General features: G+C 47.3%; 19 protein-coding genes. 5 read left to right on the top strand and 14 right to left on the bottom strand.

From position 1 onward, the window contains the following. Nucleotides 1–19 precede the first annotated feature (19 nt). The 10 genes from atpD to DWY55_RS09080 form a co-directional block, all read right to left on the bottom strand. A complete protein-coding gene (atpD, locus tag DWY55_RS09125) occupies nucleotides 20–1555 on the bottom strand; it encodes a F0F1 ATP synthase subunit beta (RefSeq protein WP_005829130.1) in 1536 nt (511 codons plus the stop codon). A gap of 611 nt (nucleotides 1556–2166) precedes the next feature. After that, on the bottom strand, nucleotides 2167–3201 hold the full coding sequence (gene galE, locus DWY55_RS09120; RefSeq protein ID WP_005836990.1) for a UDP-glucose 4-epimerase GalE: 1035 nt from the start codon (nucleotides 3199–3201) through the stop codon (nucleotides 2167–2169). A 131-nt stretch (nucleotides 3202–3332) separates the two neighbouring features. After that, entirely contained in the window at nucleotides 3333–3911 is a 579-nt protein-coding gene (gene rsxA, locus DWY55_RS09115) for an electron transport complex subunit RsxA (protein ID WP_008663551.1), read from the bottom strand. Between the two features lie 93 nt (nucleotides 3912–4004). Then, nucleotides 4005–4589 carry an electron transport complex subunit RsxE gene (gene rsxE / locus DWY55_RS09110; RefSeq protein ID WP_005829138.1) on the bottom strand — a complete coding sequence of 195 codons (585 nt, stop codon included), beginning with the start codon at nucleotides 4587–4589 and terminating at the stop codon, nucleotides 4005–4007. Between the two features lie 16 nt (nucleotides 4590–4605). Next, on the bottom strand, nucleotides 4606–5271 hold the full coding sequence (locus DWY55_RS09105) for an RnfABCDGE type electron transport complex subunit G (protein WP_005829140.1): 666 nt from the start codon (nucleotides 5269–5271) through the stop codon (nucleotides 4606–4608). Next, nucleotides 5268–6260 carry an RnfABCDGE type electron transport complex subunit D gene (locus DWY55_RS09100; protein ID WP_005829143.1) on the bottom strand — a complete coding sequence of 331 codons (993 nt, stop codon included), beginning with the start codon at nucleotides 6258–6260 and terminating at the stop codon, nucleotides 5268–5270. The genes DWY55_RS09105 and DWY55_RS09100 overlap by 4 nt, the downstream gene beginning before the upstream one ends. A 6-nt stretch (nucleotides 6261–6266) precedes the next feature. Next, the gene (rsxC, locus tag DWY55_RS09095; protein WP_005829145.1) at nucleotides 6267–7604 is read right to left on the bottom strand and encodes an electron transport complex subunit RsxC; all 1338 of its coding nucleotides are present in this window, start codon (nucleotides 7602–7604) and stop codon (nucleotides 6267–6269) included. A gap of 60 nt (nucleotides 7605–7664) precedes the next feature. Then, a complete protein-coding gene (locus DWY55_RS09090) occupies nucleotides 7665–8567 on the bottom strand; it encodes a Fe-S cluster domain-containing protein (RefSeq protein WP_117878096.1) in 903 nt (300 codons plus the stop codon). A 37-nt stretch (nucleotides 8568–8604) separates the two neighbouring features. Then, nucleotides 8605–9024: a SoxR reducing system RseC family protein gene (locus DWY55_RS09085; protein WP_005836985.1), complete on the bottom strand. Its 420-nt coding sequence runs from the start codon at nucleotides 9022–9024 to the stop codon at nucleotides 8605–8607. A 230-nt stretch (nucleotides 9025–9254) separates the two neighbouring features. Then, nucleotides 9255–10694 (bottom strand): DUF3078 domain-containing protein, encoded by a 1440-nt coding sequence (locus DWY55_RS09080; RefSeq protein ID WP_009038495.1) that lies wholly within the window; start codon nucleotides 10692–10694, stop codon nucleotides 9255–9257. Between the two features lie 270 nt (nucleotides 10695–10964). Here DWY55_RS09080 and DWY55_RS09070 point away from each other — a divergent pair, with 270 nt between their 5' ends. From DWY55_RS09070 to DWY55_RS09050, 5 genes are all read left to right on the top strand, one after another. After that, entirely contained in the window at nucleotides 10965–12584 is a 1620-nt protein-coding gene (locus DWY55_RS09070; RefSeq protein ID WP_008663543.1) for a CTP synthase, read from the top strand. A 31-nt stretch (nucleotides 12585–12615) separates the two neighbouring features. Continuing rightward, nucleotides 12616–14469: a membrane protein insertase YidC gene (yidC, locus tag DWY55_RS09065; protein WP_005829159.1), complete on the top strand. Its 1854-nt coding sequence runs from the start codon at nucleotides 12616–12618 to the stop codon at nucleotides 14467–14469. 101 nt (nucleotides 14470–14570) lie between these two features. After that, nucleotides 14571–15902, top strand: coding sequence for an MATE family efflux transporter (locus DWY55_RS09060; RefSeq protein WP_005829161.1), 1332 nt, complete (start codon nucleotides 14571–14573; stop codon nucleotides 15900–15902). 37 nt (nucleotides 15903–15939) lie between these two features. After that, on the top strand, nucleotides 15940–18063 hold the full coding sequence (locus DWY55_RS09055; protein ID WP_044468042.1) for an alpha/beta hydrolase family protein: 2124 nt from the start codon (nucleotides 15940–15942) through the stop codon (nucleotides 18061–18063). Between the two features lie 106 nt (nucleotides 18064–18169). Continuing rightward, nucleotides 18170–18691, top strand: coding sequence for a hypothetical protein (locus DWY55_RS09050; RefSeq protein ID WP_243633643.1), 522 nt, complete (start codon nucleotides 18170–18172; stop codon nucleotides 18689–18691). A 14-nt stretch (nucleotides 18692–18705) separates the two neighbouring features. On the opposite strand, the gene DWY55_RS09045 is transcribed toward DWY55_RS09050, so the two are convergent. From DWY55_RS09045 to DWY55_RS09030, 4 genes are read right to left on the bottom strand one after another with little or no spacing between them, the layout of a single operon-like run. Further along, entirely contained in the window at nucleotides 18706–19653 is a 948-nt protein-coding gene (locus tag DWY55_RS09045) for an MraY family glycosyltransferase (protein WP_117681069.1), read from the bottom strand. 51 nt (nucleotides 19654–19704) lie between these two features. Further along, nucleotides 19705–20685: an NAD-dependent epimerase/dehydratase family protein gene (locus DWY55_RS09040; RefSeq protein ID WP_117681070.1), complete on the bottom strand. Its 981-nt coding sequence runs from the start codon at nucleotides 20683–20685 to the stop codon at nucleotides 19705–19707. 9 nt (nucleotides 20686–20694) lie between these two features. Continuing rightward, nucleotides 20695–21018, bottom strand: coding sequence for a hypothetical protein (locus DWY55_RS09035; RefSeq protein WP_117681071.1), 324 nt, complete (start codon nucleotides 21016–21018; stop codon nucleotides 20695–20697). Beyond that, entirely contained in the window at nucleotides 21015–21206 is a 192-nt protein-coding gene (locus tag DWY55_RS09030) for a hypothetical protein (RefSeq protein WP_035457993.1), read from the bottom strand. Before DWY55_RS09030 ends, DWY55_RS09035 begins: the two co-directional genes overlap by 4 nt. Nucleotides 21207–21235: the final 29 nt, after the last annotated feature.

Below are 21235 nucleotides of genomic sequence, written 5' to 3'. Positions count from 1 at the left end.
CATCAAAGCTCCCAGACTTTTAATTTTTAATCGTTTTTCCCCCTGCCTGCTCCAGTAGTTTCTTACCCTTCTCAATGGCTTCTTCAATGGTTCCCACATTCAAGAAAGCAGGTTCGGGCAGGTAGTCCACCTCCCCGTCAAGAATCATCTTGAAGCCTTTGATAGTGTCCTCAATGGAAACCATTGTACCTGGGACACCCGTAAACTGCTCGGCAACGGCAAACGGCTGTGAAAGGAAACGCTGCACACGACGTGCACGGTTCACCAACGTACGGTCGGCATCAGAGAGTTCCTCCATACCAAGGATGGAGATAATGTCTTGCAATTCCTTGTTGCGCTGCAATATTTGTTTTACACGTTGTGCCACTTCGTAGTGTTCTACCCCCACGATGTGTGGGTCGAGAATGCGTGAAGTAGATTCCAACGGGTCCACAGCAGGATAAATACCAAGTTCAGTAATCTTACGACTCAACACCGTGGTGGCATCGAGGTGGGTAAACGTTGTGGCAGGTGCCGGGTCCGTCAAGTCATCGGCAGGCACATATACAGCCTGCACGGAAGTGATGGAGCCGTTTCTTGTAGAGGTAATACGCTCCTGCATGGCACCCATTTCCGTTGCCAGTGTCGGCTGATAGCCTACGGCAGAAGGCATACGGCCCAGCAAGGCCGAAACCTCGGAACCGGCTTGGGTGAAACGGAAGATATTATCAATGAAGAACAGAATGTCACGCGGACCGTCCGTCTCCGCTCCCATGTCACGGAAGGACTCGGCCACCGTCAACCCAGACAATGCCACGGACTGACGCGCACCGGGAGGTTCGTTCATCTGACCGAATATCAAAGACACTTGTGATTTGGCCACTTCGTCATAATCTACTTTGGACAAATCCCAATGGCCTTCCTCCATACCTTTCTTGAATTCTTCTCCGTAACGGATAACACCGGATTCAATCATTTCTCTCAGCAGGTCGTTGCCTTCACGTGTACGTTCTCCTACACCGGCAAACACAGAGAAGCCGTGCTGCTTCTTCGCAATATTATTAATGAGCTCTTGGATAAGCACCGTCTTGCCTACACCGGCGCCACCAAACAGACCGATTTTACCGCCCTTGCTATATGGTTCCAGCAAGTCGATAACCTTGATGCCTGTATAAAGCACCTCTTGTACGGTAGTCAAATCTTCAAACTTAGGGGGGTCGCGATGGATGGGATAAGCACCTGTACGGTCCAACTCCTTCATGCCGTCGATAGAGTCGCCCACTACGTTCATCAGGCGGCCTTTGATTTGTGTACCTATCGGCATGGTGATGGGGCCTCCCAGCGGATGCACTGTCATTCCTCTCTGCAGGCCGTCCGTACTGTCCATAGCAACAGTACGCACCGTGTTTTCACCAATGTGCTGCTGTACCTCTACAATCAGTCTTTTGCCGTTCGACCTTTTTATTTCCAGTGCGTCGTGAATACTCGGCAACATCATTTCTGCCTCCGTTCCTTCGAAATAGACGTCTACTACAGGCCCGATTACCTGTGAGATATGTCCGACAATCTGTGACATAAGCAATCTTTTTATTCTATATTTCCTTAATTATTTTTCCCAATACTAAGTTGTAAGTCGCGTGTATCCTCATTAACAAGTCAGCCAAGTCGCGTCTTTCATCAGCTATGTACTCGTACCTATTAACGTTTGTCAGCTATGGTTTGTTCATCCCAATAGTTACATAAACAACAACGCAAATGTATAAACAATTTGCATGTAGTTGTTACCGTGTATAGCATTTTTTGAACAAAAAAGACTATTTTGAACGATTAATACTACAATTGGAACAAATTGTTACAGACATGATAACGTCAGTTAACAATTAGCAAGAAAAAGGAATTGCCCACCCATCTTATGAAAAAAACACTGAATTGACAACAGAGGTTCTGTATATAATATACAAAAAATAAGCCTTGTCTCTCGACAAGGCTTATTCACAACACAAACACAAAATAAAACACGACAAAACTACTATGCAATCTTACCTGTCTATGCCGGGGAGGCATACGTACTAGTTACGGATATTCACATATACATAAACAGCTTCAGGCTGATTTGCACATTATAAACAAATGCGGGGAGGCATTTGTTTATTGCCTATTTGTTAAAAAACACAAATTCAAAGTTTGTCATTGAATACCTCTTTCACGAAGCTTCAACTGCCATTTCCATGCAGAAAGTAAAGTATCTTCAATACTTGTTTCTGCCTTCCAACCCAGTTCATTGTTTGCCAATTCCGGGTTTGCCCATACCTTCTCAATATCACCGGCACGCCGCCCTACTATCTGATAGTTCAGTTTTACACCGGTAGCCTTTTCGAAAGCATTAATCAGTTCCAATACGGAAAGTCCACGACCTGTACCGATATTGAATACTTCCACTTTTTCCTTCTGCTTGTTCTCCAAGATACGGCGGATAGCCACTACGTGTGCTTTGGCCAAATCGACTACATTGATGAAGTCGCGGATACAAGAACCGTCGGGAGTATCATAATCGTCACCAAACACGCTCAGTTTCTCACGGATGCCGATAGCGGTCTGGGTAAGATAAGGAATCAAGTTCTGCGGTACACCGTTAGGCAACTCTCCCAGCAATGCTGTGGGGTGTGCACCTATCGGGTTGAAGTAACGCAACAAGATGGCGTTTATCGGAGCACCGGAAGCAACCGTATCACGTACAATCTCTTCATTGATTTGCTTCGTGTTTCCATACGGAGACTCAGCTTTCTTAATAGGTGCCTTTTCCGTTACCGGAAGTTCGTCCGGCTGGCCGTAAACTGTGCAGGAAGAAGAGAATACGATACCTTCCACTCCATGCTTCGGCATCAATTCCAGCAGGTTTATCAGTGAAACCAGGTTATTACGATAGTAAAGCAACGGTTTCTGGACAGATTCACCCACAGCCTTGCTGGCCGCAAAGTGAATGATGGCTTTAATGCCTTTATATTTGGTAAACACAGCGTCAAGACCGGCATAATCCAAGCAATCCAATTCCTCGAATGCAGGGCGGATGCCCGATACCTTCTCTATGTTATCTACAACATCTGCGCTGGAGTTTGACAAATTATCAATAATAACAACTTCATAACCTGCGTTTTGAAGTTCCACCACCGTGTGAGAACCAATATAACCGGTTCCACCCGTAACTAAGATTTTCCCTTTCATATTAAATATAGATAATTTAGCTTTTAGGTTATCAATACGCCACAAATGTAAGGAAATAAATTAATAAAAACAGAAAAAGGGGGATAAATTTTAGTTTATCCCCCTTCCACTTTATTTCCGTTTTTTCTTCTTTAAATCTTCACAACCCCCGAAAAGCCCATGAATGCCATTGCCAGCAGTCCGGCAGTAATCAAAGCTATCGGAGTACCCTGCATACCTTTCGGTACACTAACCAGGCTCATTTGCTCGCGCAGGCCTGCAAACAGTGTCAGTGCCAAGCCGAAACCAAGTGCCGTGGAGAATGCATAAACCACTCCCGTCAGCAAATCATAATCTTTTTGGATAACAAGGATAGCCACACCGAGAATACAGCAGTTGGTAGTAATCAACGGCAGGAACACGCCCAAGGCTTGATACAGAGAAGGAGAAACTTTCTTCAGGATAATCTCTACCATCTGCACCAATGCGGCAATCACCAGGATAAAGGTAATAGTCTGCAAATAGCCCAAATCAAAAGCGTCGAGCACATACTTCTGAATAAGGAATGTCACGATAGTGGCGATGGTGAGCACGAATGCCACCGCTGCCGACATGCCCAATGCAGTCTCCACTTTCTTGGAAACTCCCAAGAACGGGCAAATTCCCAAGAATTGCGACAATACGATGTTGTTTACAAAGATTGCCGAGATAAATATCAATATATATTCCATAATCATTAAATTAAGAATTAAAAACTAAAAATTAAAAGCCCGGCAGCCTACCGCCGATACGTTCTCAATTTTTTCATTTTTAATTTTTCATTATTAATTCTTCTTCATACTGTTGATTAAAGCAATGAGATAGCCCAATGCGATGAATGCACCCGGAGCAAGGACAAATACCAACATGCCGTATTCTTCAGGAAGGATACTCAAGTTGAATATCTTGCCGGTTCCCAGGAACTCACGCACGGCACCCAGTAATGTCAGTGCAATGGTAAAGCCCAAGCCCATGCCCAGACCGTCGAACAAGGAAGCCACCGGATTGTTTTTGGCAGCAAATGCCTCGGCACGTCCCAATACGATACAGTTTACAACAATCAGCGGAATGAACAAGCCCAGCGTGGCGTACAATGCAGGAACGTAGGCTTGCATTATCATCTGCAACAGTGTCACAAATGATGCTATGACTACAATGAATGAAGGGATACGCACCATATCGGGAATCAGATTCTTGATGGCAGAAATCACCACATTGGAACATATCAGCACGAACATTGTAGCCAGTCCCATACCCATACCGTTAATGGCAGAGGAAGTGGTACCCAGTGTAGGACACATACCCAGCAGGAGTACAAACGTAGGATTCTCTTTGATAATCCCGTTCATCATAACTTTAAAATTATTCATATCTTCTACTCCTTTCTCATTTAGCGCTGAGTGTATCCACAGCTTCGGGAGCTGCGGAATCAGCAGGTTGTTCAACATTCTTTTGAGTAGCGCCGGTAGTGCCGTCGGCAGTTTCCTGACCGGCATAGGCAGCATAAGCCGCATTCACTGCATTCAAAAAAGCACGTGAGGTGATGGTAGACGCTGTAATGGCATCTACTTTACCACCGTCCTTGCTCACTGTCAATGCAGCTTCACCCGGATTCATGCCGGTGATGTCACCTTTATTGCCTTTCTTGAACCAGTCGGCAGCCTTGGAACCCAACCCCGGAGTTTCCACATGCGACAACAAGGAGTAGTCGATGATTTTGCCTTCAGCATCGAAACCGACCAACACTTTCAGCTCACCGCCAAAACCCATGGCAACAGCTTCCACAGCAGCTCCGATATATTCTCCGCCTTTGGTGGCAGGATATACAGAATACTGTACTCCGTTTACTTCCTGCATCTTCTTCTCGGCGATGGGGTCATTGTCGAAGCCCGGAACCACCGCACTTACGGCATCGCTCAAGGTCTTTGCATTGGCCTGCGCAATGGGCTCCTTCGTCAATTCGTTTACATAAGCCAGCAACGCTACGGAGATTGCGGTAACGCCCGTAAGTACCAGCAACATATTCTTCAAGGATGATTCTAACTTTTTCATTTCTTCTTCGCTACCTCCCCAAAGCGTTTAGGTTTAACATAGGTGTTGATGAGCGGAGTGAACGCATTCATAATCAGAATGGCAAACGACATACCCTCCGGATATGCACCGAACAGACGGATGATGACAGTCAGTAGGCCGATGCAAACACCATAAATCAGCATACCTTTGTGGCTCATCGGAGAAGTCACGTAGTCCGTAGCCATAAAGACAGCACCCAGCATCAGACCACCGGACAACAACTGTACGACCGGGGATACATAAAGTTCCGGATTGACCAGATACATGATACCGGAGAACACGAATACCGTCACCAGAATAGATACCGGAATGTGCCAGGTGATGATTTTCTTCCACAACATGTAGAACAAACCAAGCAGCAGCGCCAAGGCACTCACCTCACCGAGACATCCTCCATTATTACCTATCAGAAGGTCGAAAGCTCCCGGAAGGTCGCTCAGGGACATGCCCGGAGCACCATTGATGACACCTTTCATAATAGCCAGCGGCGTAGCAGCCGTCGTGGCATCCGTATAGGCTGTCAACTGGCCTACAGCCGGCCATGTCGTCATCTGCACGGGGAATGAAAGCAACAGGAATACACGTCCTGCCAGTGCAGGGTTAAAGGGATTGCAACCCAAACCTCCGAAGGACATCTTGCCTACCCCGATGGCAAACAAGGCACCAAGGATGATAATCCAGATGGGCAGGTTGGAAGGCAGGTTAAAGGCCAGCAACACACCGGTAATGATGGCAGAGCCGTCGGTGATGGTTGTGGTCTCTTTTTTCATGAGGAATTTGCCGATGGCCCATTCAAAGAACAAGCAGGCTGCTACGGAAGTGGCCGTAACAATCAGCGCACCCAGTCCGAAAAAGTAAAGCGAAACAAGGAATGCCGGAATCAATGCGATAAGCACACCGTACATATTCTTCTTCACGCTGTCACCGCCGTGAACGTGGGGCGAAAGGGATACGATTAATTTATTCATACTTCGTTATTTTTTAGCTTGACGTGCACGGATCATCGCTCCTACCTTACCCTTACCCAAGCGGATATAATCCAGCATCGGACGGTTGGAAGGACAAGTGAACTGGCATGAACCGCATTCTATACACGACATAATGTCTTCTTTCTCTACTCTTTCAAAATCTCCGTGGGCCGAAACGGTAGCCAGCAGATACGGCTCCAACCCCATCGGGCAGGCTCCCACGCACTTGGCACAACGGATACAAGGCTGTACTTCGCCGCGCTTGGCTTCCTTCTCGTTCATAATCAGAATACCGGAGCTTCCTTTGGCTGTCGGTACATCCGTATTTACCAGAGCTTTACCCATCATCGGGCCACCGCCGATAATCTTACCCGTATCTTCGGGCAGACCGCCGCAAGCTTCAATCAGCTGCTTCATCGGCGTACCGATACGTGCCAGGAAATTGGACGGCTTTGCCAACGACTTACCAGTCACGGTAATGACACGCTCAAACAGAGGTTTGTTCTTCTGTACGGCCTGGTAAACGGCAAATGCGGTACCCACATTCTGCACCACAGCTCCCGTGGAGATAGGCAGCGCACCGGCTGCAACCTGGCGACTGATGACAGCATCAATCAACTGTTTTTCACCACCCTGCGGATATTGCACCTTCAAGGGTACCACCTCGATACCTGCATAGCTGGAAGCGACTTTCGTCATCAGCTGGATGGCATCGGGCTTGTTGTTCTCAATGCCGATGAACGCCTTGTTCACCTTTACCGCTTTCATCAGAATGGATACACCTACCATAATTTCTTCCGCATGTTCCAGCATCAGCTGATGGTCGGCAGTCAGATACGGTTCGCACTCTACGGCGTTGATGATGACACACTCTGCCTTGAATGCAGGAGGAGGACACAACTTGACCTGCGTAGGGAAGCATGCACCGCCCAGACCTACGATACCGGCATCGGCAATTTTCTTCACGATTTCCTCGGAAGTCAGACTGCATTCCTTCACCAACGTTTCGGAACGGTCAATGGATTCTTCCCATTCATCCCCTTCTACGTCAATGAATATAGCAGGCTTGGCGTAACCGCTGGCATCGACAATCGTGTCAATCTTAGCGACTTTCCCGCTGACAGACGAATGAATGGCTGCTGATACAAAACCGCCGGGCTCGGCAATCTTTGTACCCACTTTCACAACATCACCTTTGGCAACGATAGGCTTGGCAGGAGCACCGATGTGCTGTCCCAGCAAGATAGCGGCCTTGGCCGGAATCTCTGCCTTGATGATAGGCTGATGTGCTGAAAGTTTATTTTCGTGTGGATGGACTCCACCAATTGAAAATGTCTTCAACATACAATTCTGTATTTTTAGTCGTTTATTTACTTTATTAATTCATACCTCAACTTGGGAAGTCTAAACCTCTGCTTTGGGAGTCTCAACCTCAGCATTAGGAGCTGCAACCTTTACTTGGGGAGCTGCATCGTCAGCCTTCGGTTTGCGCGGCGGGAAGTTGAGGGCAATGATTGTGTTTTGCGGACAAGCTTCCTCGCACTTGCGACAGGATTTACACTTATTGGGGTCAATGTAAGCCAGATTGTTTTCCAGCGTGATAGCCTCGAACGGACAAACCTTCACACACTTGCCGCAACCGATACATGCCACGGTACAAGCCTTGCGTGCTACGGCCCCCTTGTCCTTGTTTACACACTGTACGTAAATACGACGTGATTTCTTGCCTTGAGGACGGATTTCAATAATAGATTTCGGACAAGCCTTGGCACAAGCTCCACAAGCCGTACACTTTTCCTCATCCACTTCGGGAAGTCCGGTCTCCGGATTCATGTGGATAGCATCGAACTGGCAGGCAGCCACACAGTCGCCGCATCCCAGACAGCCATAACTACAACCCGTTTCACCACCATAGAGAGAAGCCGCAATGGCACAACTCTTGGCGCCATCGTATTGGTTCACACGAGGACGGTTGGCACAAGTTCCATTACATCTCACCACCGCAACCATAGGTTCGGCAGCAGCGGCATCCAAGCCCAGAATCTCGGCAATCTTTGTCATGACGGGCTGTCCACCCACCGGACAAAGTTTACCATCCAGCGAACCTGCCTTTACGCAAGCATCTGCAAATCCGCTACAACCGGGGTAACCACATCCACCGCAATTTGCCTGGGGAAGCACCTCTGCTACCTGGGCAATCCGCGGATCTTCATACACGGCGAATTTCTTGGAAGCCACGTAAAGAATAGCGGCCGATACCAGCGCTATAACTCCCAATGAAATCACTGCAATCAGAATTACATTCATAAATTAGTTGTTTATTAATTATTTGTTTTATTATTAGTTAGTTCATCGGTCGTACGGAGAATGAGAACTTCTTACCCATCCGCGACTTGTTCAGCCACAATATATAATAATAAGGTATAAGAAGTGCCAGCGAACAAAGTGCAGAACGCAGCTCGTCATTCCAGATAGCCATAAAGACAAACAGTGAAATTATCAGAATAAGGAAAGGAAATATAAAGGCAAACAGAACTGCCATCACTCCCATTGAAAGTTCGCCCGTCACCCATACACGGTCACCGGGCTGGTAGGATGCGGCATTGGCATCGGCCACATCGACAAGTTTCTCTTTCGTATCCGCAGAGGTACAATGCCCCTTGACACTACACGAAGCGCACGCTGAAGTCTGGATGATTCTCACTTGGAGATGAGAACCGTTTATGTTTTCCACAATACCTTGATGTTTTATAGTATTCGCCATTTTGCAAAGTGTGCATTACAAATCACGGCAAATTTACGCATTATTTGTGAACTGCAAACCTTTCCTATGCATTTTCTGTGTTCGTAAACGTGCTTTTTCTATGTTTTTATGTTTTTTCACCTGCCACAGACTACAAAAAGACAAAAAACAGACGGTCTGTCAAGGAAAAACAGACCGTCTGACTAACCAAAACAGATAATCTGTTCACTCCGAACAGACCATTTGTTTATTTACCATTTATAATTGATACCGAAACTGAGCAATTCTTTTACCTGAAAATAGCTGTCCCCTTCCGTCGGCTTGGCACTGTCGTCATAGCGGGCGTGCACATAGAGCTTGGTGGAAAGATAGCGGTTCAGCACAAAGTTCACCGTGTTTTCCCATTCAATACGTGTCCACTCATAACTGGTCTGGAAGTCCAAGCGGGAATCCAGCGTGATGGAAGGAATGATGGTCCATGAAAGTGTAGGCTGTATCTGCGAACCGAAGTTATGCTTCACGCATTTGCCCTCATCAAGACCGAAACTCACTTCATTCACCCCCTTATTTCCTACATAGCGCAGCATGTACGTCAGCGGAGCCATGAAAACGGACAAGCTGAATTTCTGCTTCTTCAACTTGTAGTCCATACCGATACTGCTCGACCAGTCCGCCGGAGCAAAGAAAGCCGAAACCAGCTCTTCACTGTTGGCCTTGTAGCCATTGCAGAACTGGGTCTTAAACTCAGTCGTGATGGTATAATACCACTTGGACGCAGCCTGAATACCCAGTTTACTGTACAGCCGGAGTTGGTCGGTACTTACCAGATAGTTATGAAACTCGTCGGAAGGTGCGGAGCTGAAGCCCAGCTTGGCATCGAGCAGATTTTCCCACTGCACCTTTTCACGGTCATTATAGTTGGCAAACAGTTGCAGGTTGGCAAGCACGGCGTTAGTGCTCTCACCTCCCTTGTACCAGTTGTCGGAGATATAGTTCTGGGTAATCTGCAATGAACCGTTTCCACCCGTCACCCACCAGTTGGGCTTGTGGATAATCACGTCGGCTTCCTCCTTCACTCCCACCATATTCTCTTGTGCAAACAGTTTCACGACGGACGGCTTGGAAGAAGCCTCCTTCTCTATATTATCCTTGAATATCTTCCCTTTCATCACCTCCTTCTCGGTCATTACAACCAGATTGGGACAATTCACATACGTGTTCAGCAACGTACGGTCCACCAGTTTGTTGGCTCGGTCCTTTGAGGTGAAACTCAGTGTGTCGAACGGCAACATCTCGCGCGTCAGGGCAGGCACCGTATCAGGCACCTGGAAATGCCAGTCCACCTTGGAAAGGCGTCTCATGGGGGCATAATAATAGGTAAGGGGAAGGAACAACCTATAGTAGTTCGGATTGGAAGGTATATAACGCTCCGGAGTCGTGGGGTCATTCAAATAATCCAGCACTCCGATATACCTTTCATATAATATGGAAACAGTATCCAGCCTGTACCCCATACCTTCCGGTTTCAATTTCAGAATCATGTATTCTTTCATTATATCCGGCAAGGTGTCGGCTTTGGCAGTTGTTTCCTGTCCACTGTTCTTCGAGGCGGTATCCAGCGTATTCTGTGCCATCACCGACGAAGAAATCATCGTAGCAATTAACCAAAATGCAATGTGTCTATTCTTCATAATGCCCTAAAGTCTATGTTTCGAGCGCAAATTTAGCTTAAAATGTTTAGAAAACATAGAAAAGCCATAAGAAAAAGGCAAGAAGGACTTTCTTCGATGAAATCGTATTTTTTAATAATTGTTTCATCGAAACTTTCTCTACTTCCTCTTTTTTTTATAATTTTGCGCTTTTTAAGTTCTACGTGTACTGACGGGAGCAGTGCGCACCCTGAACGACAAGCCGTATAGGCTCTTGGCATTAGATTAAACAATTAATAAAATAATATAGTTGTGGGAGAAACAAAGTATATTTTCGTCACCGGTGGTGTTGCCTCTTCATTAGGTAAAGGTATCATCTCATCCTCCATCGGTAAATTGCTGCAAGCAAGAGGTTACAAGGTAACCATCCAGAAGTTTGACCCGTATATCAACATCGACCCGGGTACACTGAACCCTTATGAACACGGCGAATGCTACGTTACCGTGGATGGCCACGAAGCCGACCTCGATTTGGGCCATTACGAACGCTTCCTGGGCATCCAGACCACCAAAGCCAACAATATCACGACCGGACGCATCTACAAAAGCGTCATCGACAAAGAGCGCCGGGGTGACTATCTGGGAAAGACCATCCAGGTTATTCCCCATATTACAGACGAAATCAAGCGTAATGTAAAACTGCTGGGAAACAAATACAAATTCGACTTTGTTATTACCGAGATTGGCGGTACAGTGGGTGACATCGAGTCTCTGCCCTATCTGGAAAGCATCCGTCAGCTGAAGTGGGAACTGGGAAAAGACGCCTTGTGCGTACACCTTACTTATGTCCCCTACCTGGCAGCTGCCGGTGAGCTGAAGACCAAGCCCACCCAGCACTCCGTAAAGGAACTGCAAAGTGCCGGTATCCAACCCGATGTCCTCGTACTGCGTACGGAACATGAGTTGAGTACCACCCTGCGCAAGAAAGTGGCTCTGTTCTGCAATGTGGACGAAAATGCCGTGGTGCAGAGCATCGACGCGCCTACCATCTACGAGGTGCCCATCTTGATGCAGCGCCAGGGACTGGACGTTACCATTTTGAAGAAAATGGGACTTCCCGTCGGCGACACTCCGGGACTGGGACCGTGGCGCGCTTTCCTCGAACGCCGTCACAAAGCCGAAGAGACTGCCCCGCTGCACATCGCATTGGTGGGCAAATATGACTTGCAGGATGCCTACAAGTCCATCCGCGAGGCCCTTTCACAAGCAGGAACCTACAATGACCGCAAGGTATCGGTAGACTTCGTGAACAGTGAAAAGCTGACTGACGAGAATGTGGCAGAAGCCCTGAAAGGCATGGCAGGCGTACTTATCGGTCCAGGCTTCGGCGAACGCGGCGTTGCCGGCAAGTTCGTAGCCATCAAATATGCGCGTACGCACGACATCCCCACCTTCGGTATCTGTCTGGGTATGCAGTGTATCGCCATCGAATTTGCCCGTAACGTACTGGGTTATGCCGATGCCAACTCACGCGAGATGGACGAAAAGACACCACACAATGTCATCGACATCATGGAAGAGCAGAAGTCCATCACCAATATGGGTGGAACCATGCGTCTGGGTGCCTACGAATGTGTTCTGCAGAAAGGCAGCAAGGCATACGAGGCATATGGTACCGAGCATATCCAGGAACGTCACCGTCACCGCTACGAGTTCAACAACAGCTTCAAGGATGCCTACGAAGCAGCAGGCATGAAGTGTGTGGGTATAAACCCCGAATCGGACCTGGTGGAAATTGTTGAGATTCCCGCATTGAAGTGGTTTGTCGGTACCCAGTTCCATCCCGAATACAGCAGTACGGTATTGCATCCGCACCCACTGTTCGTAGCATTCGTGAAGGCCGCCATCGAAAATGAAAACGAAAAGAAATAATTTGTAATAAGTAATTTGTAATCAACAAAGAATGGATAAAAATACCATCACAGGTCTTGTTCTGATAGCGATATTGTTAGTAGGTTTCAGCTTTCTGAGCCGTCCCAGCCAGGAGCAGTTGGAAGCACAGCAACGTTACTACGACTCCATAGCCCAGGTGCAACAGCGCGAAGCCGACTTGAAAGCCAAGGCGGAAGCAGCCCTGGCCAACGAAAGCGGAGCGGAAGCAAGCGTTGACTCCACTGCCCTCTTCTTCGACGCCCGTCAAGGAACCAACTCGCAGGTAACCATCCAGAACAACCTGGCAGAAATAACCGTAGATACAAAAGGCGGGCGCATAGCTTCGGCCACGCTGAAGGAATACATGGGACAAGACAAGACGACCCCCGTCACACTGTTCAGCGGCAATGACGCTTCCATGAATTTCCTCTTTTACAACAAGAAAGAGACTATCCAGACGGAAGACTATTATTTCACCGCAGTAAACCGTACGGACAGTACCGTCACCATGCGTTTGTCGGCAGACAGCAACAGCTATATCGACTTTACATATCGCATGCACAATGACACATACCTGATAGACTTTACTATTCAAGCAGTCAATATGGAAGGTAAGCTGGCGGCTACCAACAATTATGTGGACATCGAGTGGTCTCAGCGTGCCCGTCAGATAGAGAAGGGTTACACCTACGAGAACCGTCTGGCTGAACTGACTTACAAAATCACCGGAGAGGGTACCGATTATCTGTCCGCCAACAAGAACGACGAAAAGGAAGTTCCGGAACGCCTGGACTGGATTGCTTTCAAGAACCAGTTCTTCTCTTCAGTATTTTTGGCAGATGCCGACTTTGAAAAGACCAAACTGAGTTCCAAGATGGAGACTCAAGGCAGCGGCTACATTAAGGACTATTCTGCGGAGATGAGCACGAAGTTCGACCCTGCCGGCAAGGAACCTACCCAGCTGTTCTTCTACTTCGGCCCCAATCACTACAAGACCCTGACCGCACTCGACAAGGGGCGTGACGAGAAGTGGGAGCTGAACCGTCTGGTCTATCTGGGCTGGCCGCTCATCCGCTGGATAAACAAATGGTTCACCATCAACATCTTCGACTGGTTGTCCAGTTGGGGGTTGAGCATGGGTATCGTACTGTTGTTCATGACGTTAATCGTAAAAGCTGTGGTATTCCCGGCTACGTGGAAGACCTACATGTCTTCTGCCAAGATGCGCGTACTGAAACCGAAAATCGACGAGATAAACAAGAAGTACCCCAAGCAGGAAGATGCCATGAAGAAGCAGCAGGAAGTGATGGGCCTCTACAGCCAGTACGGAGTCAGTCCGATGGGTGGATGTCTGCCGATGCTGATACAGTTCCCTATCTTGATGGCCTTGTTCATGTTCGTGCCGAGTGCCATTGAACTCCGCCAGCAGAGCTTCTTGTGGGCAGACGATCTTTCCACTTACGATGCGTTCATCAACTTCCCGTTCCATATCCCGTTCCTGGGAAGCCACCTCAGCTTGTTCTGCCTGCTGATGACGGTTACCAACATATTGAACACGAAGTACATGATGCAGCAACAGGATACGGGTGCCAATCCGCAGATGGCTGCCATGAAGTGGATGTCATACCTGATGCCTATCATGTTCCTCTTCATATTGAACGACTATCCTTCGGGATTGAACTATTACTACTTCATCTCTACGTTAGTCAGTGTGGTAACAACGCTCATCATGCGCAAGACAACCAATGAGGAAGCCCTTCTTGCTCAGTTGGAAGCCAACAAGAAAGACCCGAAGAAGATGAAGAAAACCGGTTTCGCCGCTCGTCTGGAAGCCATGCAGAAACAGCAGGAACAGATGATGAAAGAAAAACAGAACAAAAAGTAGTAAGACTACCGTTCAAGATATTCTTTTGCAGAAAGCCGGACAATGACATTTGCCCGGCTTTCTTATCCTTACGCCAATGAAAAAATCACAGACTCTAAATTATGCAGACTAAATACACCTACAAACAAATCTGGCTTATAGCCTACCCCATCCTAATCAGCCTCCTTATGGAGCAACTGATAGGTATGACGGACACCGCCTTCCTCGGACGTGTGGGCGAAGTCGAGCTGGGAGCATCTGCCATCGCCGGTGTCTTCTACATGGTCATCTTCATGGTTGCCTTCGGTTTCAGCATCGGGGCACAGATACTCATTGCCCGGCGCAACGGCGAACAGCAGTATAAGGAAATCGGTGACTTGTTCTATCAGGGCATCTATTTCCAAGTCGGGATGGCGACAGTCATGTTCCTGCTGTCCTATTGCTTCTCGCCGATTATCCTGAAACGCATCGTAGCCTCGGAACATATCTACGAAGCAGCCACCAGCTACCTGCATTGGCGTGTATTCGGTGCCTTCTTCTCGTTCAGCGCAGTCATGTTCCGTGCCTTTTTCTTGGGAACCACCCAGACCAAGACACTGACACTGAACTCCATCGTCATGGTGTTGAGCAATGTCGTATTCAACTATATCCTGATTTTCGGTAAATTCGGTTTTCCTGCACTCGGCATTGCCGGAGCTGCCATCGGCTCCTCATTGGCCGAGCTGGTTTCGCTGTTATTCTTCATCCTCTATACCCGTAGCCGTATCGACTGCTGCAAGTACGGGCTGGACCGTATTCCGAAGTTCCGGCTGGACGTATTGAAACGGATGCTGAACGTCTCTTTCTGGACCATGATACAGAATTTCTTCTCCCTCTCCACCTGGTTCTTGTTCTTCCTTTATGTGGAGCATCTGGGAGAGCGCTCGCTGGCAGTGACCAACATTGTCCGCAACGTGTCCGGCATACTGTTCATGGTACTCATGGCATTTGCCTCTACCTGCGGTTCATTGGTCAGCAACCTCATCGGTGCAGGCCACTCCGATTGCGTGGCAGGCACTATCCGGCAACATGTACGCATAGCCTACGTTTTCGTACTTCCGCTGGCATTGCTTTTCGCGCTGTTCCCCAAGCTGATTCTGGGAATTTATACCGACATACCCGACCTGCAGGATGCTGCCGTGCATTCGCTTTGGGTGATGTGCTCCACCTATCTGTTCCTGGTTCCTGCCAATGTCTATTTCCAGGCAGTTTCCGGAACCGGCAATACGCGTACTGCATTGGGCATGGAGCTGGCAACGCTGGTCATCTACACAGCCTATATCACCTACATTATTCTGATTCTGCAACTCGACGTGGCCATCTGCTGGACCTCGGAAATGGTTTATTCCAGCTTTATTCTCATTTTCTGCTGGCTATATATCAAACGTGGGAATTGGCAAGGAAGGAAAATTTAGTATCTTTGCATTGAAATAACCGAAACAAAAAACATATATGAAACAAGTAAATCTACTACTTATGTCAGCAGCCATGACATTGGCCTCCTGCGGAGGAACAAAAGATGCCGGACAGCAGCAGGACGCAGCAGCGCTCATCCAGCGGTCGGACATCAAGATTGAAGGAAAGCGTATGACACCCGAGGCACTCTGGGCGATGGGACGTATCGGCAGTGTAGCCGTATCTCCCGACGAAAAGCAAATTGCCTACACGGTATCCTATTACAGCGTGCCCCAGAACAAGAGTAACAGCGAAGTCTTCGTCATGAATGCCGACGGTAGTGGCAATACCCAGATAACGCATGACGCCTGGCAAGAAGGACAGCCCACATGGTTCAAGGACGGCAAGAAGCTTGCCTTCCTCTGCAACGAAAGCGGCAGCAGCCAGGTATGGGAAATGAATCCCGACGGCAGCGGACGCAAGCAGCTGACTCAATACGAGGGAGACATCGAAGGGTTCTCTTTCTCGCCCGACGGCAAGAAACTCCTTTTCATTGCCCAGGTAAAGACCGTGAAGAGTACGGCAGACAAACATCCGGACCTTCCTAAAGCCACCGGCATCATCGTTACCGACCTGATGTACAAGCATTGGGATGAATGGGTGACTACTGCTCCCCATCCGTTTGTTGCTGATTTCGACGGCAATGCCATCAGCAATGTCACTGATATTCTTGAGGGAGAGCCATACGAAAGCCCGATGAAGCCCTGGGGCGGTATCGAGCAGCTGGCATGGAGCCCGTCTTCTGATAAGGTGGCCTATACATGCCGTAAGAAAACCGGACTGGCGTATGCCATTTCCACCAACTCCGACATTTATATCTACGACCTTGCCTCCAAGGAAACCAAAAACATCACGGAAGAAAACAAGGGATATGATACGAATCCCCAATACTCTCCCGACGGCAAATACATCGCCTGGCAGAGCATGGAGCGTGACGGCTACGAAGCCGACTTGAACCGCTTGTTTATCATGAACCTCGAGACCGGCGAGAAACGTTTTGTAAGCAAAGCTTTCGAATCGAACGTGGACGCCTTCTTGTGGAACAAAGATTCCCAGAGCATCTACTTCATCGGTGTATGGCATGGCGAGACACAGATTTACAACATCGACCTTGCCGGAAACGACAAGCTTACCCAGCTCACCGACGGCATGTACGACTATGCTTCGCTTGCCCTTTGCGGAGACAAGATTATCGCCAAACGCCACTCCATGAGCATGGGCGACGAAATCTATGCCGTAAACAGTGCACGCAACGGCGACGCTTTTGCAGAAGCAGTGCAACTGACCACAGAAAACAAGCAGATTTACGACCAGCTGGAGATGGGTAAGGTGGAAGCCCGCTGGATGAAGACCACCGACGGCAAGCAGATGCTGACCTGGGTGATTTATCCTCCGCAGTTCGACCCTAACAAGAAGTACCCCACCCTCCTCTTCTGTGAAGGTGGTCCTCAGAGTCCCGTCAGCCAGTTCTGGAGCTACCGTTGGAATTTCCAGATTATGGCGGCAAACGACTATATCATCGTAGCTCCCAACCGTCGTGGTCTTCCGGGCTTCGGTGTAGAGTGGAACGAAGCCATCAGCGGTGATTATGGCGGCCAGTGCATGAAGGACTACTTCACTGCCATTGACGAAATGGCGAAAGAACCTTTCGTCGACAAAGACCGCCTGGGTTGCGTAGGTGCCAGCTTCGGAGGTTTCTCCGTATATTGGCTTGCCGGACACCATGACAAACGCTTCAAGGCATTCATCGCACACGACGGTATCTTCAACATGGAAATGCAATATCTGGAAACGGAAGAGAAATGGTTTGCCAACTGGGATATGGGCGGCGCTTATTGGGAAAAGAACAACGCTACGGCACAACGCACTTTTGCCAACTCCCCGCATCTCTTCGTCGACAAATGGGACACCCCTATCCTCTGCATCCACGGAGAGAAGGACTTCCGCATCCTTGCCAACCAGGCAATGGCCGCCTTCGATGCAGCCGTGATGCGTGGCGTTCCTGCCGAACTGCTTATCTATCCGGACGAAAACCACTGGGTACTGAAACCTCAGAATGGCGTGCTGTGGCAACGTACCTTCTTTGAATGGCTGGACAAATGGTTGAAGCCGGCTAAGTAAAGCCCCTCAAAAACGATAAAAACAAATAGTCCCGGATTCTTGACAAAGAATCCGGGACTATTTGTTTTTATTGTACACCGCCCGATTCATTTTTTATGACTATAATTTGAAAGTATTAGGTGTAATACGTACCTTGATAGAAGTCCAAGAAAAAATCAAATCTCATCCCGATTTAAAGAAACGTTACTTTCTTAAGCCTGATGAAGTTATTTTATTGGCAGACGGAACAAAAATTGTTGTCAACAACCAGTGGGGAACATTATTTCCAAGATTTCTTGAAGCAGCAAAGAAACTATACCAAGTAACCAATGATACGGAAAGCAATACTCCAATATCCCGGTTAAAAATTACTTTTGGTAATGGGAAAGTAATTCAAGAAACACAAGCAGCCGAGACTTTCCGGCAATTTGTGATGACAGTAGGTGTGGAACAAGTGCAATCTTTAAATATCAAGGTATGCAAGATTCCCTTGATATCAAACACACTTCATGAGAAATACCAGCGCGCTCAAAAACCATTAGGCAACGGACGGTTTCTTATGACCTGCAGCAATACAAAAACAAAGAAGCGTGATATCGAGCGTATTGCCAAAGCTTTGGGTATTCAGGTGACCGTGGAAATTGTATAATGGAAGACAGTAATTCAAGAGATATGTCTTGAAAAATACTTTTTCATGAAGAGTACGTATATTGCGCTCAACAGTAAGATACACCCTATCAAGAAGATATAGCCATACCGTTGGTAATAAATATATCCTACTATTATAAAAGTCTGTATTGTCATATAGGCCAGAGAGACTATGACATGAGGAATCTTCAGCTCATTCGCCATAATCTGATACAGATGTTTGCGATGCGGCAGCCCGATATTCTCATGAAGCATCAGGCGGTGAATGATAGTCAGTACACTATCCACACCATAAACGGATAAAAGGACTATCCAACTGAAATCTTCCGTTTCAATGATGAGCCTGCCTATCAGGAAAAGAAGGATAAAGGCAATGCTCACCGACCCCACATCACCGGCAAAGCATTTAGCACGCTTGCGGAAATTGAAGAAACAGAAGACTAGAACGGAACAGATAACGGTATAGATGAAATCCGCTTCCACAAAAGTAACCACCTCCTTATTGATATAGGCCAACGCAGCAAGAATAACCAGAGAATAACCACCGGTTATGCCGTTAATGCCATCCATAAAGTTGTAGGCATTGATGATGCCCGTACAGACTATCAAGGCTATGACTATCCACCACCAGGACAAGGAGAAAAGTCCCCACTGATAAAACATCATAGCCATAGCAGAGAAATGAAAAAGCAGCCTTGTCATCTGTCCGGTGGATTTTATATCGTCCACGAAGCTGATGAACGTCACCAGTGTCAAGGCAAGCAGGAACCAGGGATATTCAAAGCCACTCGTCAGGAAATAGGCCAACGCTCCGAAATAGAAAATAATCCCACCACCGCGTAAAGTCACTTTCGTATGAGAACTCCGCTCATTGGGCTTGTCGATGATATTGCACCTATCAGCCACTCTAAAATAAAAAAGTTCTGCTAAAAACAGCAGAACCAGTATTAGCAGATAATACATAACAGTATTTTCCTCTTTAATTTTTAATTATCAATTTTTAATTCTTAACTTTTAATTTGAGAACGATTTTATCGTTCTCACTATCCCCTCCTCTGCCCTCACCGGCATTCTGTCAATTCCCAGGGCAGCCTTTATCTTCGCATTACTCACCACATAATTCTCTGTCAACTTGCGCAGACGCTCTGTATTCAAAGGCAAATGGAGCAGAGTCCCAAGCCGGGCACAGAATTCCATCAGTCCTCTGTTTATCTTCCAGATATGCGGCTTACGCTCCAAAGCCCGACACATCAAAGCTATCAGCTCATTCGTGGACAAGGCCTCGTCATCTCCCATGTGGTAGATACCACTCGCCACCTCCTTAGTCAACAGCCCTTCCAACACGTAGCAGAGATTGTCTATCGAAGTAAAAGACCTTCTGTTCTCAAAAGCTCCCAAAGGCCAAGGGATGCCTTTCCTCACCACATTATAAAGAAGATTCAGATTGCCTTTATTGCCGGGACCATGAATCATGCAAGGACGCAGGATATAGACCTTTTTGTCATCATACGGATTAACTTTCAATTCTCCATTTTCAACATTCAACTTGCCAAGAATATAATTCTCGGCAGCTATCTTGCTCTCCCCATACGGTCCTATCGGAGCAGGCACCACATCTTCAGTCAGCATATCACCCACCACACTGTCTGCAGCGGCTTTCACAGAACTGAAGAATACAAACTTCTTCGCAGACGATTCCAGAAAGAAATCAAATATCTTTTGGGTCAATCCCATATTGATATCAAAATAGGCTTGGGCAGCGGACCGGTTCTTCGTGTCATGGGCTTTACCAGCCAGATGAATAATGGCATCGAATTCAGGAAGATTCCGCATCGAAAAAGAAGCCGGTTCAATATCCTTCCAGAAAAAAGTCTTTACCACCCCCTCCTTTTCAGGAGCGACAATATCCAGCCCGTAAAGGCTATGACGTTCCTTTAGGGCAACAACGAGATTAGACCCCACAAAGCCGTGGATTCCAGTGATAAGTATGTTCATTGAAATATGCTAAAAAATATACTGACCGGAAATGTGGTTATTAGTTATGTATTTAATAAAATAAGTATCTCCAATGAGAGAGAAAAAAACATACCACGTCGTATTAGAATTACGTTGATAAGTGATGTAATACATATCCTTACCATAACGCTCAAAAAAAGCGGGCGCTTTCTTTTTTAATTTAGAATGAATGTTCTGTTGAATATCAGCTATCAGTTCTTCCACATAAGAAATAGCAAAAGGATAAGTACCCAAATACTCCTTCTCAACAAGTATTTTTATAAGCCCATACAAATCCTCCTCTACTTCGGAAGCGAATAATACGACTCTCATCCAAACAAAGCCTTTATACGAGGGCAAAGCCTATCCAATAATTCTTCACCGGAAATAGCATGCCTAATGTCATCACGTCCTTCCGTAACGATATTCGGATTATTCTCATTACCCGTATATACAACTACCGGTTCACCAACATTCGGTACCATCGGTTCTTGTTCCTTATATGGCTTAATCTTCCTCATACATCCAATCTTTCCACAAAGATACCCGG

Source organism: Bacteroides sp. AF25-38AC, assembly GCF_003602995.1.
GTDB lineage: Bacteria > Bacteroidota > Bacteroidia > Bacteroidales > Bacteroidaceae > Bacteroides > Bacteroides uniformis.
Note: the sequence above shows the minus strand (reverse complement) of the source record. Positions and strands in the feature narration are given on the sequence as shown.

Coding starts and splice junctions, on each gene's coding strand:
- DWY55_RS09055 (WP_044468042.1), top strand. CDS start 15,940: ATGAAACAAGTAAATCTACTACTTATGTCAGCAGCCATGACATTGGCC.
- rsxA (WP_008663551.1), bottom strand. CDS start 3,911: ATGGAATATATATTGATATTTATCTCGGCAATCTTTGTAAACAACATC.
- DWY55_RS09040 (WP_117681070.1), bottom strand. CDS start 20,685: ATGAACATACTTATCACTGGAATCCACGGCTTTGTGGGGTCTAATCTC.
- atpD (WP_005829130.1), bottom strand. CDS start 1,555: ATGTCACAGATTGTCGGACATATCTCACAGGTAATCGGGCCTGTAGTA.
- DWY55_RS09100 (WP_005829143.1), bottom strand. CDS start 6,260: ATGAATAAATTAATCGTATCCCTTTCGCCCCACGTTCACGGCGGTGAC.
- rsxE (WP_005829138.1), bottom strand. CDS start 4,589: ATGAATAATTTTAAAGTTATGATGAACGGGATTATCAAAGAGAATCCT.
- DWY55_RS09060 (WP_005829161.1), top strand. CDS start 14,571: ATGCAGACTAAATACACCTACAAACAAATCTGGCTTATAGCCTACCCC.
- rsxC (WP_005829145.1), bottom strand. CDS start 7,604: ATGTTGAAGACATTTTCAATTGGTGGAGTCCATCCACACGAAAATAAA.
- DWY55_RS09085 (WP_005836985.1), bottom strand. CDS start 9,024: ATGGCGAATACTATAAAACATCAAGGTATTGTGGAAAACATAAACGGT.
- DWY55_RS09035 (WP_117681071.1), bottom strand. CDS start 21,018: ATGAGAGTCGTATTATTCGCTTCCGAAGTAGAGGAGGATTTGTATGGG.
- DWY55_RS09090 (WP_117878096.1), bottom strand. CDS start 8,567: ATGAATGTAATTCTGATTGCAGTGATTTCATTGGGAGTTATAGCGCTG.
- DWY55_RS09045 (WP_117681069.1), bottom strand. CDS start 19,653: ATGTATTATCTGCTAATACTGGTTCTGCTGTTTTTAGCAGAACTTTTT.
- galE (WP_005836990.1), bottom strand. CDS start 3,201: ATGAAAGGGAAAATCTTAGTTACGGGTGGAACCGGTTATATTGGTTCT.
- DWY55_RS09030 (WP_035457993.1), bottom strand. CDS start 21,206: ATGAGGAAGATTAAGCCATATAAGGAACAAGAACCGATGGTACCGAAT.
- DWY55_RS09080 (WP_009038495.1), bottom strand. CDS start 10,694: ATGAAGAATAGACACATTGCATTTTGGTTAATTGCTACGATGATTTCT.
- DWY55_RS09105 (WP_005829140.1), bottom strand. CDS start 5,271: ATGAAAAAGTTAGAATCATCCTTGAAGAATATGTTGCTGGTACTTACG.
- yidC (WP_005829159.1), top strand. CDS start 12,616: ATGGATAAAAATACCATCACAGGTCTTGTTCTGATAGCGATATTGTTA.